The sequence below is a fragment of the Streptomyces sp. NPDC043878 genome (assembly GCF_056435735.1).
The window spans coordinates 10,858-26,018 of the sequence record NZ_JBWKDW010000040.1; the positions used below are offsets into that span (position 1 = coordinate 10,858).

Consider the following 15,161-nt stretch of genomic DNA (forward strand, 5'->3'; position numbering starts at 1 on the left):
CGGGGGGGGGGGGGGGGGGGGGGGGAGGGGGGGGGGGGGGGGGGGGGGGGGGGGGGGTGGGGGGGGGGGGGGGGGGGGGGCCCCCCCCCCCCCCCCCACCCCTCTCTTATTCGATCGCCGCGCGCTCAAGATCGCGCTAGCTTGGCGCGATGTCCGAACTGCGCACCGAGCGGCTCGTCCTCCGCTCCTGGCGGGACTCCGACCTCGCCCCCTGGGCCGCCCTGAACGCCGACCCCGAGGTCCGGGAGTACTTCCCCGGCCTCCTCACGCCCGAGCAGAGCGCCGCGTCCGCCGCCGCCTTCCAGGCCGACCTCGACCGGCGCGGCTGGGGCTGGTGGGCCGTGGAGGTGACGGGCACCGGCGAGTTCGTCGGGTTCACCGGACTGGACCCCGTCGAGGACGGCATGCCCTTCACGGGGGTCGAAGCGGGCTGGCGGCTGTCCCGCGCGGCCTGGGGCCACGGCTACGCCACCGAAGCGGCCCGCGCCGTCGTCGAGTTCGGCTTCGCGACCCTCGGCCTCACCGAGATCCTCGCCGTGACCCCGGCCGGCAACCTCCGCTCCCAGGCGGTGATGCGCCGCCTGGGCATGACCCACGACCCGTCCGACGACTTCGACGACCCCGACATACCCGAAGGCCCCCTCCGCCCCAACGTGGTGTACCGGCTGCGCCCCGAGTCTCCGGCGGCCGCTCCGGCGTGAGCCGTCCCCGTGCCGGACCGGTGGCGTACGCCCGCGTCGGGGCGCGTCCGCGAGGTCACGCGGCGATCCTGGCACGAGGCCGTACCACGGGGCGGCGTGGCACATTTTCGGCAGGTACAGTGCGGAGATCCGTAGACCTTAGGGTGAGGCCCTGTACGTGTTGACCCAGACCACCTCCCGGGTTCTCGAACCGAGTGACCTGGACGCCGCGCTCGCCGTCCTCGACCGCGAGCCGGTCGCGAACGCCTTCGTGACCTCCCGGGTGCGGATCGCCGGCCTGGACCCCTGGCGGCTCGGCGGCGAGATGTGGGGCTGGTACGAGGGCGGCATGCTCACGTCCCTGTGCTACGCCGGCGCCAACCTGGTCCCGATCTGCGCCACTCCGCGGGCCGTCCGCGCGTTCGCCGACCGGGCCCGCCGGGCCGGCCGCCGCTGCTCCTCCGTCGTCGGCCCCGCCGAGCCCACCGCCGAGCTGTGGCGCCTGCTCGAACCCAGCTGGGGCCCGGCCCGCGAGGTCCGCGCGCACCAGCCGCTCATGGTCACCGACCGCGTGTCCACGACCGTCGACCCCGATCCGTACGTCCGCCGCATCCGCAAGGACGAGGTCGAGACGATCATGCCTGCCTGCGTGGCGATGTTCACCGAGGAGGTCGGGGTCTCCCCGCTCGCCGGGGACGGCGGCCTGCTGTACCAGGCCAGGGTCGCCGAACTCGTCGCCGGCGGCCGCTCCTTCGCCCGTCTGGGCCCCGACGGCCAGGTCGTCTTCAAGGCCGAGATCGGCGCCGCGACCGACCGCGCCTGCCAGATCCAGGGCGTGTGGGTGGCCCCGGAGTACCGGGGCAGGGGAGTGGCGGCGCCCGGCATGGCGGCGGTGCTCCGCTACGCGCTGGCGGACGTGGCCCCGTTGGTGAGCCTGTACGTGAACGACTTCAACACTCCCGCGCGAAGGACGTACCGGAGGGTGGGCTTCCGCGAGGTTGGCGAGTTCATGAGCGTTCTCTTCTGAATTCCCTCCCCGAACGACGACCCGTGTGCCCCTGTACTCTCCCCACATGCGATTTTCCGGTCACGGACCCCGCCACCCCGACGACGTCGTGATCGGTCCCCTCGACCTTTCCGCACACGTCGACGAGGCCCTCGCGGTCCAGGCGGTGGCCTTCGGTCTCGGCGCCGAGGAGGTCGCCGTACGCCGTCAGATCGTGTTGCGCCACATGGTCTATCCCGGCGCCCGCGCACTCGGCGCCACCCTCGCCGGACGCCTCGTCGGCTTCGTCTACGGCATGCCCAACGACCGCTCCCACTGGTGGTCCACGGTCGTGGAGCCCTATCTCCGCGCCCAGGGCCACGACGGCTGGCTGGACGACTCCTTCGTGATCACCGAGCTGCACGTCCACCCGCACTACCAGAACCGGGGTCTGGGCCGTTCCCTGATCACCTCGATCACGGACACCGCCACCGAACCGCGCTCGATCCTCTCGGCGATCGACACCGACAGTCCGGCCCGCGGCCTCTACCACTCCCTCGGCTACGAGGACCTCGCCCGCCAGGTCCTCTTCCCCAGCGCCCCCAAGCCGTACGCCGTGATGGGCGCCCCGCTCCCGCTGCGCCACCGATAACGGATTTCCACGCTCCCGCACCGCCCGGCTAACCTCCTGCCATCACCCTCACGCAGCAGGAGTACGAGAATCATGGCGAACGCACCGGTCCAGCGCATGTCCCAGTTGTTGGCGAAGACGCTGCGCGACGACCCGGCGGACGCGGAGGTCCTCAGCCACAAGCTGCTCGTCCGCGCCGGCTACGTCCGCCGTACCGCGGCCGGCGTGTGGTCCTGGCTGCCCCTCGGCAGGAAGGTCCTCGCCAACGTGGAGCGGATCGTCCGCGAGGAGATGGACGCGATCGGCGCCCAGGAGGTGCTGCTCCCCGCCCTGCTGCCGCGCGAGCCCTACGAGGCGACCGGCCGCTGGGAGGAGTACGGCCCCGAGCTGTTCCGCCTCCAGGACCGCAAGGGCGGCGACTACCTGCTCGGCCCCACCCACGAGGAGATCTTCACGCTGATCGTGAAGGACCAGGCGTCCTCCTACAAGGACCTGCCGGTCATCCTCTACCAGATCCAGACCAAGTTCCGTGACGAGGCCCGCCCCCGCGCCGGCATCCTGCGCGGCCGCGAGTTCCTCATGAAGGACTCCTACTCCTTCGACACCGAGGACGAGGGACTCGCCCACTCGTACGCCCTGCACCGCCAGGCCTACCAGCGGGTCTTCGAGCGCCTCGGCCTCGACTACCGCATCTGCGCCGCGACCGCGGGCGCGATGGGCGGCTCCAAGTCGGAGGAGTTCCTCGCCCCCGCCGAGGCCGGCGAGGACACCTTCGCCGACTGCCCCAACTGCGACTTCGCGGCCAACACCGAGGCGATCACCTACGAGCTGAAGCCGGTCGACGGCTCCGGCGTGCCCGCGGCCGAGGAGATCCCGACCCCGGACACCCCCACGATCGAGACCCTCGCCTCCTCCCTCGGGGTGCCGGCCTCCGCCACCCTGAAGAACCTGCTCGTCAAGGTCGACGGCGAGATCGTGGCCGTGGGCGTCCCCGGTGACCGCGAGGTCGACCTGGGCAAGGTCGAGGCACACTTCGCGCCGGCCACCGTCGAACTGGTCACCGCCGAGGACTTCGTGGGCCGCCCGGACCTGGTCCGCGGCTACGTCGGCCCGCAGGGTCTGGAGAAGCTCCGCTACATCGCCGACCCGCGGGTGGCCCCCGGCACGGCGTGGATCACCGGCGCCAACAAGGAGCACACGCACGCGAAGAACGTGGTCGCGGGCCGTGACTTCGAGGTCGGCGAGTACGTCGACGTCGTGGTGGTCGAGGAGGGCGACCCCTGCCCCAGGTGCGGCACCGGCCTCAAGCTGGACCGCGCCATCGAGATCGGCCACATCTTCCAGCTGGGCCGCAAGTACGCCGACGCCCTCAAGCTCGACGTCCTCGGCCAGAACGGCAAGCCGGTCCGCGTCACCATGGGCTCCTACGGCATCGGCGTCTCCCGCGCGGTCGCTGCCCTCGCCGAGCAGACCGCCGACGACAAGGGCCTCGTCTGGCCCAAGGAGGTCGCCCCGGCCGACGTGCACGTGGTGGCCGCCGGCAAGGCCCTGCAGACCGAACTGGCCCTCGACGTCTCCCAGAAGCTGGCGGCGGCCGGCGTCCGCGTCCTGGTGGACGACCGCCCCGGGGTCTCCCCGGGCGTGAAGTTCACCGACTCCGAGCTGATCGGCGTACCGCAGATCCTGGTCGCCGGACGGCGTGCCGCCGAGGGCGTCCTGGAACTCAAGGACCGCAGGACCGGCGAGCGCGAGGAGCTCACGGTGGACGAGGCGATCGCCCGCCTGACGGCGTGACGTAAACCGATCTCTCAGGAGGTTCTGGTGGCGTACGGGCGCCGCACAGACTCCTCTCAGGCCGTTCCCCGACCGTAGGACGTGACACGGAGTCACTACGGAGGGGAACGGTCATGGCACCAGGGAACGAGGTGCCGCGGCGGCGGTCCGCAGAGGAGCGCGGCGCACGGCGGCCGTCGCGGCGGCGGTGACGCTGGCCGCGGCGGCGGGCGTGTTCGCCCTGATCGGTACGTTGCAGGCGGACGCCGACGCCACGGCGAGCACCTCGACCGGGTCGAGCAGTTCGAGCTCCGGCGCCACGACGGACAGCGACACGAGCGGCAACGGCACGGCTTCGTCCTCGCCGGCGACGTCCTCGTCTTCGGATTCCAACTCGTCCTCGTCGTCCGGCAGTTCGTCCGGCAGTTCGTCCGGTGGTACGGCCGGCGGTCTCACCTCCGGCAGCGGTTCCGCCGACTCCACCTCGGGGGCGTCGTGATGACCGCGGCCACCGCCACCTCGCGCACCACGGCCGCCGCCGAGTGGCGTGCCCTCGGCACGAGCGTCCGGCTCGTCGTCACCGACCCGGCCCTGCTGAACTCCTGCAACCTGCTCCTGGCCCGGCACCTGGCCGAGGTCGACGCGGCTTGCAGCCGCTTCCGCGCGGACTCCGAACTGAGCGCGCTCGACACCGCGGCGGGCCGCCCGGTCCGGGTCAGCCCCCTGCTCGCCGAGGCGCTGGGCGTGGCACTGCGCGCCGCCGAGGCGACGGACGGCGCGGTCGACCCGACGGTCGGCTCGGCGATGGACGCGATCGGCTACGACCGCGACTTCACCCTCGTCCGCGAGGACGACCGCCCGGTACGGCTGACGGTACGGCGCGCTCCGGGCTGGCGCCGGGTGACGCTGGACCCGCGGACGGACACGGTCGTCGTGCCGGCCGGCATCCGCCTGGACCTGGGAGCCACGGCCAAGGCGTGGGCCGCCGACCGGGCCGCCGCGCTGCTCGCCGGGGCGGCCGGCTGCGGGGTCCTGGTGAGCCTGGGCGGCGACACCGCCGTAGCGGGCGAACCCCCGGCGGACGGCTGGCAGATCCGCGTCCAGGACGTCACCGGGCCGGTCGGCGAGACGCCCGCGCAGGGCCCGTAGGCCCTGGTCGGCCTCCACGGCGGCGGGCTCGCGGCTGCGCCCCGCGGACCCGGCGCTGTTCACGCACGTCCGGCACGCCGAGCCCGCCGCGGCACCCGCGGGAGGGGACGGTCACCGCCCCTGGACCAGGCCGCCCACATCCGACGGCACACCCGTCTGCCGGCCATCGAGGCGACCCTGTTCACGGCCCCCGCCGCCACCGGCGGACGGTCGCGGGTGCACTCCGGCGACCGCTGACGGCTCACCCGCCGAGACTCCGGCCGGCAGGCTCGGGAGGCACCTCGGCCGGACCTGACATACAGCGCCCCCCTGCGAGGACTCCGGCAGGGGGCGCGTCCCGGTCCGCACCCCGCCGGGCGGCGACGGCCCCTACAGCCAGCCCGCGAACTCCAGCAGCAGCTCGGCGTCCTGCGGGCGTCCGACGCGCAGGGCCCGTACCCCCGACTCCACGGCCCGGAACAGCGTCCAGCCCCGCAGCCGCTCCTGGTCCACCTCGAGGGACTCGGCCAGCCGCTTCACCCGCCGCCGGGTCGTCGCGGCCCCGGACGGCGACGCGATCAGGTCCTCGACCCGGTCGCGCACCAGCCGGGCGAGGTCGAAGGCGCACTCGCCGACGACCGGATCGGGGCCCACGGCCAGCCACGGCATCCGCTCGGCGGCGAGCACCTTGCTCTGCCGGAACGTCCCGTGCAGCAGCAGCCGTTCGGGGGGCGCGGCCAGCAGTTCCTCGCGCGCCGCGAGCGCGGCGGCCACCAGCGGCGCCAGCTCGGGATCGGCGTCGGCGCTCGCCCGCATCGCCTCGGCCTGCCGCCCGGTCCGCCCCGCCACGCTCTCGAAGAGGTGGGCGTCCTCGCCGCCGGGCGGTTCCACCCACAGCCGGCGCAGGCTGCCGGCCGCCTCCAGCAGTGCCTTGGCCTCCGGCAGCGACCGCACCGACACGTCCGGGTGCAGCCGCTCCAGGAGCAGCACGCCGTCGGCGGCGGACTCCTCGGCCAGCTGTACGGCGCCCGAGCCGCCCCAGTGCGCGAGCGCGGCCCGTTCGCTCTCCGGCCGGGCCCGGGGCGGGGCGAGCTTCAGTACGGCGGGCGTCCCGTCCGGCCGTCGCACCAGCACGACCAGGCTGCTGCGACCGCCCGGCACCTGCACCCGCTCGACGGTCAACTCGCGTACCGCGACGGCCTGTTCAGCCGTCTCGGACAGCTTCTCCACCCACTCGTCACCGTCCGGTGCGCTCTCCCCGAGTGCCCTCGCCAGACGCCGCGGCGGTTCGAAAGCCATGCGCGAGTTGTTCCCTTCCCGTACCTGCCGAGCCCTGCTCCCGGAGCCGGACGTCCGCCGAGCCGTACGCCTTACGCCGCCGGGGACGCCGACGGTGTGCCGGTGCCGGCCCGCTCGGCGAGACCAGGGAAGGCTACGCTCCCGCCGCGCCAGCGCGCCGCGCGCACCGCCGCCTCCCGCAGCGCCTCGGCGGCCGTCCGCCGCTGTCCCGCTTCGGCTGCCCGCACCAGGTCGGAGTACACGCCGGCCACCCGGTCCTCCAACTCGGCGGCGAGCCGTACCGCCGCGGCGGGGTCCGGCACCGGGAAGGGCAGCGCGTACGCGGCGGCGGCGGCCGCGGGCCTGCCACCCAGGTCGCGTACCGCGCGCACCAGCGCGTCCCGCCGCGCCCGGTGGGCGTCGTAGGCCGCCCGGGCCTCGGCCCGCCGCTCCCGGCCGACGCGTCCGCCGACCACGCCGTAGCCGTACACCGCCGCGTGCTCGGCCGCCAACGCGGCCTGGAGTGCCTTCAGTTCACCCTCGTCCGTCCCGCTCACCGGGCCCCCTCCGTCAGCAGGTACGCGTGGGCGGCGCCGGCCGCCGCGGCCGAGGCCAGCAGCCGCGCCAGCTCCCCCGGCACGTCGAGCAGTGCCGTGGCCCGCCGGTCGGCGAGCGCCCGCTCGGCGGCGGCGAGCCGCGCCAGGGCGTCCTTCTCCCGCGCCGGTACGGCGGCCACCGCGGCCGACGCGGCGGAGGGAGCGGCCGACGGATCGGCGGAGGGTGTGGCCGGGGGAGTGGCGGTGGCCGCCGGGGACGCCGTCCCGGCCGGTCCGGCCGGTCCGGCCGCCAGGGTCCCGCCGAACGCCTCCACGTGCCGCACCACCTCCGCCCGCAGCGGCGCCAGCCGCTCCGCGAGCGCCGGATGTACGGCGAGGACCGCCTCGTAGGACTCCACCAGCCCCGCGCTGTCGCGGGCCGCACGCGCGCGTGCGCGTTGGGCGGCCGACTGGCTGCCGCCGGTGCCGGCCGACTCCTCGGGGGCATGCGAGCAGCCCACCAGCAGGGCGGCGCCCGCGGCGGAGACGAGCAGGGTTCTTCGGCGCGGTCCGGGAAGGGCACGCGGGCGTGGGGGGAGGGGCACGGCAGACGTCCTCGGGGGCAGTTCGTACGAAGGCGGACACGACGGCAGACGCGAAGGGAAACACCAGGCGGGGCGGCCCGCCCGTGATCACGGTACCCGCGCACCCGTCCGCCGCCACCCAGCGGCACCGCCCTCGGTGCTCCGGCCGCCGGACCGGCCCCCGGCCGACGCCCGACGCGCCCCCGGGTCCGCGCCGAACGGGCCCCGGGCCGGCGTCGGACGAACGCGGAACGGGGGTCCACCGGACGGCCGCGGCCACCCGGTGGACGGCAACACACCCCTGGACCGGATACCCTTTGACCAGACACGCGACGTTCCCAACAACAGCACACGCGGCCGAGGAGTCACCCGGATGAGCACCACCCAGAGCGACAGGCTGCGAGAGCTCCTGGAACCGCTCGTCGCCTCCCAGGGCCTGGATCTCGAGGAGATCGCGGTGGACTCGGTCGGCCGCAAGCGTGTACTGCGCGTCGTCGTCGACTCCGACACGGGTGCCGACCTGGACCAGATCGCCGATGTGAGCCGCGCGCTCTCGGCGAAGCTCGACGAGACGGACGCGATGGGCGCGGGCGAGTACACCCTCGAGGTCGGAACGCCCGGTGCGGAACGTCTCCTCACGGAGCGCCGGCACTACGAGCGCGCCACGGGGCGGCTGGTGAGGTTCCAGCTCACCGGGGGCGACGAACTGGTGGCCCGCATCCTGGAGGTCGGCGACGAGGGTCTCGACCTCGAGGTGCCCGGCGTGAAGGGCCGCAAGGCCACCACGCGCGCGCTCGCCTTCGGGGACATCGACAAGGCCCGCGTCCAGGTGGAGTTCAACCGCAAGGACGACAGGGACAGCAGCAAAGACATGAAGGAAGAAGAGGAGGAGGCGTAGCCGTGGACATCGACATGAGTGCCCTGCGGGGCTTGGTGCGGGAGAAGGAGATCTCCTTCGACCTGCTGGTCGAGGCGATCGAGTCGGCCCTCCTCATCGCCTACCACCGCACCGAGGGAAGCCGCCGTCACGCGCGCGTGGAGCTCAGCCGGGAGACCGGCCATGTGACCGTGTGGGCGAAGGAGGACCCCGAGGACCTCGAGGAGGGCCAGGAGGCCCGGGAGTTCGACGACACCCCGTCCGACTTCGGCCGTATCGCCGCCACCACCGCCAAGCAGGTCATCCTGCAGCGGCTGCGCGACGCCGAGGACGACGCGACGCTCGGGGAGTACGCCGGCCGCGAGGGCGACATCGTCACCGGTGTGGTCCAGCAGGGGCGCGACCCGAAGAACGTGCTCGTGGACATCGGCAAGCTGGAGGCCATCCTGCCGGTGCAGGAGCAGGTGCCGGGGGAGATCTACGCGCACGGCCTGCGCCTGCGGTCGTACGTCGTGCGGGTGGCGAAGGGCGTTCGCGGTCCGTCCGTCACTCTTTCGCGCACGCACCCCAACCTGGTGAAGAAGCTCTTCGCGCTGGAGGTCCCGGAGATCGCGGACGGGTCGGTGGAGATCGCCGCCATCGCGCGTGAGGCCGGTCACCGTACGAAGATCGCCGTCAGGTCCACCCGTTCGGGTCTGAACGCCAAGGGCGCCTGCATCGGCCCCATGGGCGGCCGGGTGCGCAACGTCATGGGCGAGCTGAACGGTGAGAAGATCGACATCGTCGACTGGTCGGACGACCCGGCCGAGATGGTGGCGAACGCGCTGTCCCCGGCCCGGGTCTCCAAGGTGGAGGTCGTGGACCTCGGGGCCCGTTCCGCGCGGGTGACGGTGCCGGACTACCAGCTGTCGCTGGCGATCGGCAAGGAAGGGCAGAACGCCCGGCTGGCCGCCCGGCTCACCGGCTGGCGGATCGACATCCGTCCGGACACCGAACAGGCTGGGGAATAGATCTCGGCCTGCAGTGGCTTAGATCACGACAACAACCGTTCGAACACCACCCGGTAGGGGTGAGGTCCGTACGGGGAGGTAGACTTAACAGTGTCTGGCCGGACGCACGCCCGTGCATGCCCTGAACGCACCTGTGTGGGGTGTCGGGAGCGAGCGGTCAAGAACGATCTGCTGCGCATCGTGGCGATCAAGGACGCATGCGTTCCTGATCCACGCGGTACGCTGCCCGGCCGGGGTGCGTACGTACACCCCGCCCTGGTCTGTCTCGACCAGGCGGTACGCCGCCGGGCGTTTCCGCGGGCGTTGCGCGCCCCGGGACCGCTCGACACAAAGGCGTTGCGCCGGTACGTCGAGCAGACCGACAGTTGCTGACAGGCAACACCGTAGGAGTGTCACGCGGAACCCCGCGTGGCCCTGGTATTCCGCGAGTTGGAAGTAGGTCGAGATTGCGATGAGCACTCGATGAGCACGCGATGAGTACGCCCATGAAGTAGCGACGGTCCGGACGCAACCCGGACCTAAAAGGAGCGAAGTGGCTAAGGTCCGGGTATACGAACTCGCCAAGGAGTTCGGGGTGGAGAGCAAGGTCGTCATGGCCAAGCTCCAGGAACTCGGTGAATTCGTCCGTTCGGCGTCCTCGACGATCGAGGCGCCTGTAGTACGCAAACTGACTGACGCCCTCCAGCAGGGCAACGGAGGCGGCAAGTCCGCCCCCGCGCGCAGGGCTGCCCCGGCGAGGCCGGGCGCCCCCTCTCCGGCACAGGCGGCCCGTCCGGCCGCGCCGCGCCCGCCGGCCCCGAAGCCGGCCGAGGCGCCCGCCGCGGCTCCGGTCACCCCGGCGTCGCCGGCCTCCTCGGGCCCGCGTCCGGGTCCGAAGCCCGCTCCGAAGCCCGCTCCGGCGGCTCCGGCTCCGGCAGTGCCCGAGTTCACGGCGCCCCCGTCGGCTCCCGCCGCACCGGCCTCCTCCGCGCCGGCCTCCTCCGCTCCGCGTCCGGGCGCTCCGCGTCCGGCCGCCGACCGCGGTGACCGTCCCGGCGCCCCGCGTCCGGGCGGTGCCCGTCCGGCCGGCCCCGGCCAGGGCGGCCAGGGCCGTGGTGAGCGCCCCGAGCGCGGCGACCGTCAGGGCGCCCCGCGTCCCGCCGGCCAGTCCCCGCGTCCCGGCGCCCGCCCGACGGGTCCCCGTCCGGGCAACAACCCGTTCACCTCCGGTGGCTCCACCGGCATGGCACGTCCGCAGGCCCCCCGGCCGGGCGGCGCGCCTCGCCCGGGCGGCGGCCCCGGCGGTGCCCCGGGCGGCGCTCCGCGTCCGCAGGGCGCGGGTCAGGACCGCGGTCCTCGTCCCCAGGGCGGTCCCGGCGGCGCTCCGCGTCCGCAGGGCGGTGCCCGTCCCACTCCGGGCGGCATGCCTCGTCCGCAGGGCGGCCCCGGTGGCGCCCCGCGTCCCGGCGGCGGCAACCGTCCGAACCCCGGCATGATGCCGCAGCGTCCGGCCGCGGGTACCCCGCGTCCCGGCGGCGGTCCCGGCCGCGGTCCCGGTGCCGGCGGCGGTCGCCCCGGCGGTGGCGGCTTCGCCGGCCGTCCCGGTGGTGGCGGTGGCGGTGGCGGCTTCGCCGGCCGTCCCGGTGGTGGCGGTGGCGGTGGCGGCTTCGCCGGCCGTCCCGGCGCTCCCGGTGGTGGCGGCGGCTTCGCCGGCCGTCCGGGTGCTCCCGGTGGCGGCGGTGGCCGTCCCGGCTTCGGTGGTCGTCCCGGTGGTCCGGGTGGCCGTGGTGGCACGCAGGGCGCCTTCGGTCGCCCCGGCGGTCCCGCGCGTCGTGGCCGTAAGTCGAAGCGGCAGAGGCGCCAGGAGTACGAGGCCATGCAGGCCCCGTCGGTCGGCGGCGTGATGCTGCCTCGCGGCAACGGACAGTCCGTCCGCCTGTCGCGCGGTGCCTCCCTCACCGACTTCGCGGAGAAGATCGGCGCCAACCCGGCGTCGCTCGTCGGCGTGATGATGAACCTCGGCGAGATGGTCACCGCCACGCAGTCCGTCTCCGACGAGACGCTGAGGCTCCTCGCGGACGAGATGAACTTCGTCCTCGAGATCGTCAGCCCCGAGGAGGAGGACCGCGAGCTGCTCGAGTCCTTCGACATCGAGTTCGGCGAGGACGAGGGTGGCGAGGAGTTCCTCGTCGCGCGTCCGCCGGTCGTGACCGTCATGGGTCACGTCGACCACGGCAAGACCCGCCTCCTCGACACCATCCGCAAGACGAACGTCGTCGCGGGCGAGGCCGGCGGTATCACGCAGCACATCGGTGCGTACCAGGTCACGACTCAGGTCAACGACGAAGAGCGCAAGATCACCTTCATCGACACCCCGGGTCACGAGGCGTTCACCGCCATGCGTGCCCGTGGTGCCAAGTCGACCGACATCGCGATCCTCGTGGTGGCGGCCAACGACGGTGTGATGCCCCAGACGATCGAGGCGCTGAACCACGCCAAGGCGGCCGACGTGCCGATCGTGGTCGCGGTCAACAAGATCGACGTCGAGGGTGCCGACCCGACCAAGGTGCGCGGTCAGCTCACCGAGTTCGGTCTGGTGGCCGAGGAGTACGGCGGCGACACCATGTTCGTCGACATCTCCGCCAAGCAGGGCCTCAACATCGAGGCTCTCCTGGAGGCCGTGGTCCTCACCGCGGACGCCTCGCTCGACCTGCGGGCCAACCCCGAGCAGGACGCGCAGGGTATCGCGATCGAGTCCCGTCTCGACCGTGGCCGCGGTGCCGTCGCGACCGTCCTGGTCCAGCGAGGCACCCTGCGGGTCGGCGACACCATGGTGGTCGGCGACGCGTACGGCCGTGTCCGCGCGATGCTCGACGACAAGGGCGACCACCTGGAAGAGGCGGGTCCCTCGACCCCGGTCCTCGTCCTGGGTCTCACCAACGTCCCGGGCGCCGGCGACAACTTCCTCGTCGTCGACGAGGACCGCACGGCCCGCCAGATCGCCGAGAAGCGTGCCGCCCGTGAGCGGAACGCCAACTTCGCCCGCCGGGGTGTCCGGTTCTCCCTGGAGAACCTGGACGAGGCCCTCAAGGCCGGTCTGGTGCAGGAACTCAACCTCATCATCAAGGGCGACGCGTCCGGTTCGGTGGAGGCTCTCGAGTCCTCGCTGCTCCAGCTCGACGTCGGCGAAGAGGTCGACATCCGCGTCCTGCACCGCGGCGTCGGTGCGGTCACGGAGTCGGACATCGACCTGGCGATGGGCTCGGACGCCATCGTGATCGGCTTCAACGTCCGTGCGGCCGGTCGTGCCGCGCAGATGGCCGAGCGCGAAGGCGTGGACGTCCGTTACTACTCGGTCATCTACCAGGCGATCGAAGAGATCGAAGCGGCCCTCAAGGGCATGCTCAAGCCGGAGTACGAAGAGGTCGAGCTCGGCACGGCGGAGATCCGCGAGGTCTTCAAGTCGTCCAAGCTGGGCAACATCGCCGGTGTCCTGGTCCGGTCCGGCGAGGTCAAGCGCAACACCAAGGCGCGCCTCATCCGCGACGGCAAGGTGGTCGCGGAGAGCCTCACCATCTCCGGTCTGCGCCGCTTCAAGGACGACGTCACCGAGATCCGCGAAGGGTTCGAGGGCGGTATCAACCTCGGCAACTTCAACGACATCAAGATCGACGACGTCATCGCGACGTACGAGATGCGGGAGAAGCCCAGGGCGTGAGCCCTCGGGTCTCCGAGACGGTCCGGTCCGGGGCCGGTCGACGGGAAGTAATTTCCGTCGATCGGCCCCGGCCGTTCGTTGTACGGTTCTGATGTCCCTGCCACACGGATGGCGGGGCCATCGATCCCGGACCGGCGGGTGAACCGGTTACACATGTATGTGGGGACACTGTCCTTCGACCTCCTCCTCGGCGACGTACGGTCGCTGAAGGAGAAGCGCTCCGTCGTCCGCCCGATCGTCGCCGAGCTCCAGCGGAAGTACGCGGTGAGCGCGGCGGAGGTGACGCACCTGGATCTGCACCGCAGGGCCGGCATCGGTCTCGCGGTGGTGTCCGGCGACACGGGGCACCTGAGCGACGTGCTGGACCAGTGCGAGCGGCTGGTCGCCGGTCGCCCCGAGGTGGAGTTGCTGTCCGTCAGGCGGCGCCTCCACGGCGAAGACGACTGACGAACCGAGAACGAGATCAGGAAAGAACGGGAGACGGACCAGTGGCCGACAACGCGCGGGCGAAAAGGCTGGCGGACCTCATCCGGGAGGTGGTGGCCCAGAAGCTGCTGCGCGGGATCAAGGACCCGCGGCTCGGCTCACACGTCACCATCACGGACACCCGGGTCACGGGTGACCTGCGGGAGGCGACCGTCTTCTACACGGTGTACGGGGACGACGAGGAGCGTGCGGCGGCCGCCGCCGGTCTGGAGAGCGCCAAGGGCATCCTGCGCTCCGAGGTCGGCCGCGCGGCCGGGGTGAAGTTCACGCCGAGCCTCACCTTCGTCGCCGACGCCCTCCCGGACACCGCCAAGACCATCGAGGACCTCCTCGACAGGGCGCGCCAGTCCGACGAGAAGGTGCGCGAGGCGTCCGCGGGCGCCGTGTACGCCGGCGAGGCGGACCCGTACAAGAAGCCGGACGACGAGGACGAGACGGACGGCGACGCCGCGGAATGACCCAGAAGCACACCACGCCCGACGGCCTTGTCATCGTCGACAAGCCGTCGGGCTTCACTTCGCACGACGTGGTCGCCAAGATGCGCGGGATCGCCAGGACCCGGCGGGTGGGCCACGCGGGCACCCTCGACCCCATGGCGACGGGCGTCCTCGTGCTGGGCGTCGAGCGGGCGACCAAGCTCCTCGGGCATCTCGCGCTCACCGAGAAGGAGTACCTGGGGACCATCCGCCTCGGGCAGACGACCCTGACCGACGACGCCGAGGGCGAGATCACGAGGTCGTCCGACGCCTCGAAGGTCACCCGCGACGCCGTCGACGCCGGGATCGCCAAACTCACCGGCGCCATCATGCAGGTGCCGTCCAAGGTCAGCGCCATCAAGATCGACGGAGTGCGGTCCTACAAGCGGGCGCGGGAGGGCGAGGAGTTCGAGATCCCCGCCCGGCCCGTCACCGTCTCCTCCTTCGCGGTCCACGACGTCCGCGAGGCCGTCGCCGAGGACGGCACCCCCGTCCTCGACCTGGTGGTCTCCGTGGTCTGCTCCTCCGGTACCTACATCCGGGCGCTCGCCCGGGACCTGGGCGCCGACCTGGGCGTCGGCGGTCATCTGACCGCGCTGCGCCGGACCCGGGTGGGGCCGTACAAGCTCGACACGGCCCGGACCCTCGACCAGCTCCAGCAGGAGCTGACCGTGATGCCGATCGCGGAGGCGGCCGCGGCCGCCTTCCCGCGCTGGGACGTGGACGGCAGGCGGGCCGGGCTGCTCACCAACGGGGTGCGGCTGGAGATGCCCGAGGTGTACGCGGCGGCCGGCACCGTCGCCGTCTTCGGCCCCGAGGGCCGGTTCCTCGCGCTCGTGGAGGACCACAACGGCAAGGCGAAGAGCCTGGCCGTCTTCGGCTGACGGCCCCCACCTCCGGGAACGTCCTGCCCGTGGGGGGGGGGGGGGGGGGGGGGGGGGGGGGGGGGGGGGGGGGGGGGGGGGTGGGTGGTGGGGGGGGGGGGGGGGGGGGGCGGGGGGGTGGCGTGGGACGGTGGGA

Annotated in this window: 16 protein-coding genes; 12 read left to right on the forward strand and 4 right to left on the reverse strand. The window is 73.1% G+C overall.

The window, feature by feature from the left end; genetic code table 11:
• Positions 1–149 precede the first annotated feature (149 nt).
• The 4 genes from AC07AZ_RS35880 (at position 150) to AC07AZ_RS35895 (ending at position 4,090) form a co-directional block, all read left to right on the forward strand.
• Positions 150–701: a GNAT family N-acetyltransferase gene (locus tag AC07AZ_RS35880; RefSeq protein WP_478854949.1), complete on the forward strand. Its 552-nt coding sequence runs from the start codon at positions 150–152 to the stop codon at positions 699–701.
• A gap of 157 nt (positions 702–858) precedes the next feature.
• Complete coding sequence (locus tag AC07AZ_RS35885) at positions 859–1,707, forward strand: GNAT family N-acetyltransferase (RefSeq protein WP_478854950.1); 849 nt, start codon at positions 859–861, stop codon at positions 1,705–1,707.
• Between the two features lie 46 nt (positions 1,708–1,753).
• Positions 1,754–2,317 carry a GNAT family N-acetyltransferase gene (locus AC07AZ_RS35890; RefSeq protein ID WP_478854951.1) on the forward strand — a complete coding sequence of 188 codons (564 nt, stop codon included), beginning with the start codon at positions 1,754–1,756 and terminating at the stop codon, positions 2,315–2,317.
• A gap of 72 nt (positions 2,318–2,389) precedes the next feature.
• Positions 2,390–4,090 (forward strand): proline--tRNA ligase, encoded by a 1,701-nt coding sequence (locus tag AC07AZ_RS35895; RefSeq protein ID WP_478854952.1) that lies wholly within the window; start codon positions 2,390–2,392, stop codon positions 4,088–4,090.
• Between the two features lie 111 nt (positions 4,091–4,201).
• On the opposite strand, the gene AC07AZ_RS35900 is transcribed toward AC07AZ_RS35895, so the two are convergent.
• Positions 4,202–4,552 carry a hypothetical protein gene (locus tag AC07AZ_RS35900; protein ID WP_478854953.1) on the reverse strand — a complete coding sequence of 117 codons (351 nt, stop codon included), beginning with the start codon at positions 4,550–4,552 and terminating at the stop codon, positions 4,202–4,204.
• A 15-nt stretch (positions 4,553–4,567) separates the two neighbouring features.
• On the opposite strand from AC07AZ_RS35900, the gene AC07AZ_RS35905 reads away from it, so the two are divergent.
• Positions 4,568–5,218 carry an FAD:protein FMN transferase gene (locus tag AC07AZ_RS35905; protein ID WP_478854954.1) on the forward strand — a complete coding sequence of 217 codons (651 nt, stop codon included), beginning with the start codon at positions 4,568–4,570 and terminating at the stop codon, positions 5,216–5,218.
• 369 nt (positions 5,219–5,587) lie between these two features.
• On the opposite strand, the gene AC07AZ_RS35910 is transcribed toward AC07AZ_RS35905, so the two are convergent.
• The 3 genes from AC07AZ_RS35910 to AC07AZ_RS35920 form a co-directional block, all read right to left on the reverse strand.
• A complete protein-coding gene (locus tag AC07AZ_RS35910; RefSeq protein ID WP_478854955.1) occupies positions 5,588–6,496 on the reverse strand; it encodes an aminoglycoside phosphotransferase family protein in 909 nt (302 codons plus the stop codon).
• A gap of 71 nt (positions 6,497–6,567) precedes the next feature.
• Positions 6,568–7,032, reverse strand: coding sequence for a DUF4439 domain-containing protein (locus tag AC07AZ_RS35915; RefSeq protein ID WP_478854956.1), 465 nt, complete (start codon positions 7,030–7,032; stop codon positions 6,568–6,570).
• Positions 7,029–7,616: a hypothetical protein gene (locus AC07AZ_RS35920; protein ID WP_478854957.1), complete on the reverse strand. Its 588-nt coding sequence runs from the start codon at positions 7,614–7,616 to the stop codon at positions 7,029–7,031. Before AC07AZ_RS35920 ends, AC07AZ_RS35915 begins: the two co-directional genes overlap by 4 nt.
• Positions 7,617–7,968: 352 nt before the next feature.
• Between AC07AZ_RS35920 and rimP the strand changes: the two genes are divergently transcribed.
• From rimP to truB, 7 genes are all read left to right on the forward strand, one after another.
• Positions 7,969–8,493, forward strand: a complete 525-nt coding sequence (gene rimP / locus AC07AZ_RS35925) for a ribosome maturation factor RimP (protein WP_478854958.1) — start codon at positions 7,969–7,971, stop codon at positions 8,491–8,493.
• A 2-nt stretch (positions 8,494–8,495) separates the two neighbouring features.
• Positions 8,496–9,482 (forward strand): transcription termination factor NusA, encoded by a 987-nt coding sequence (gene nusA / locus AC07AZ_RS35930; protein WP_478854959.1) that lies wholly within the window; start codon positions 8,496–8,498, stop codon positions 9,480–9,482.
• A 90-nt stretch (positions 9,483–9,572) separates the two neighbouring features.
• Complete coding sequence (locus AC07AZ_RS35935; RefSeq protein ID WP_478854960.1) at positions 9,573–9,854, forward strand: YlxR family protein; 282 nt, start codon at positions 9,573–9,575, stop codon at positions 9,852–9,854.
• Between the two features lie 160 nt (positions 9,855–10,014).
• Positions 10,015–13,179 carry a translation initiation factor IF-2 gene (gene infB / locus AC07AZ_RS35940; RefSeq protein ID WP_478854961.1) on the forward strand — a complete coding sequence of 1,055 codons (3,165 nt, stop codon included), beginning with the start codon at positions 10,015–10,017 and terminating at the stop codon, positions 13,177–13,179.
• A gap of 153 nt (positions 13,180–13,332) precedes the next feature.
• A complete protein-coding gene (locus AC07AZ_RS35945; RefSeq protein WP_478854962.1) occupies positions 13,333–13,626 on the forward strand; it encodes a DUF503 domain-containing protein in 294 nt (97 codons plus the stop codon).
• Between the two features lie 41 nt (positions 13,627–13,667).
• Positions 13,668–14,123 carry a 30S ribosome-binding factor RbfA gene (rbfA, locus tag AC07AZ_RS35950; RefSeq protein ID WP_478854963.1) on the forward strand — a complete coding sequence of 152 codons (456 nt, stop codon included), beginning with the start codon at positions 13,668–13,670 and terminating at the stop codon, positions 14,121–14,123.
• A complete protein-coding gene (truB, locus tag AC07AZ_RS35955; RefSeq protein ID WP_478854964.1) occupies positions 14,120–15,025 on the forward strand; it encodes a tRNA pseudouridine(55) synthase TruB in 906 nt (301 codons plus the stop codon). Before rbfA ends, truB begins: the two co-directional genes overlap by 4 nt.
• Positions 15,026–15,161: the final 136 nt, after the last annotated feature.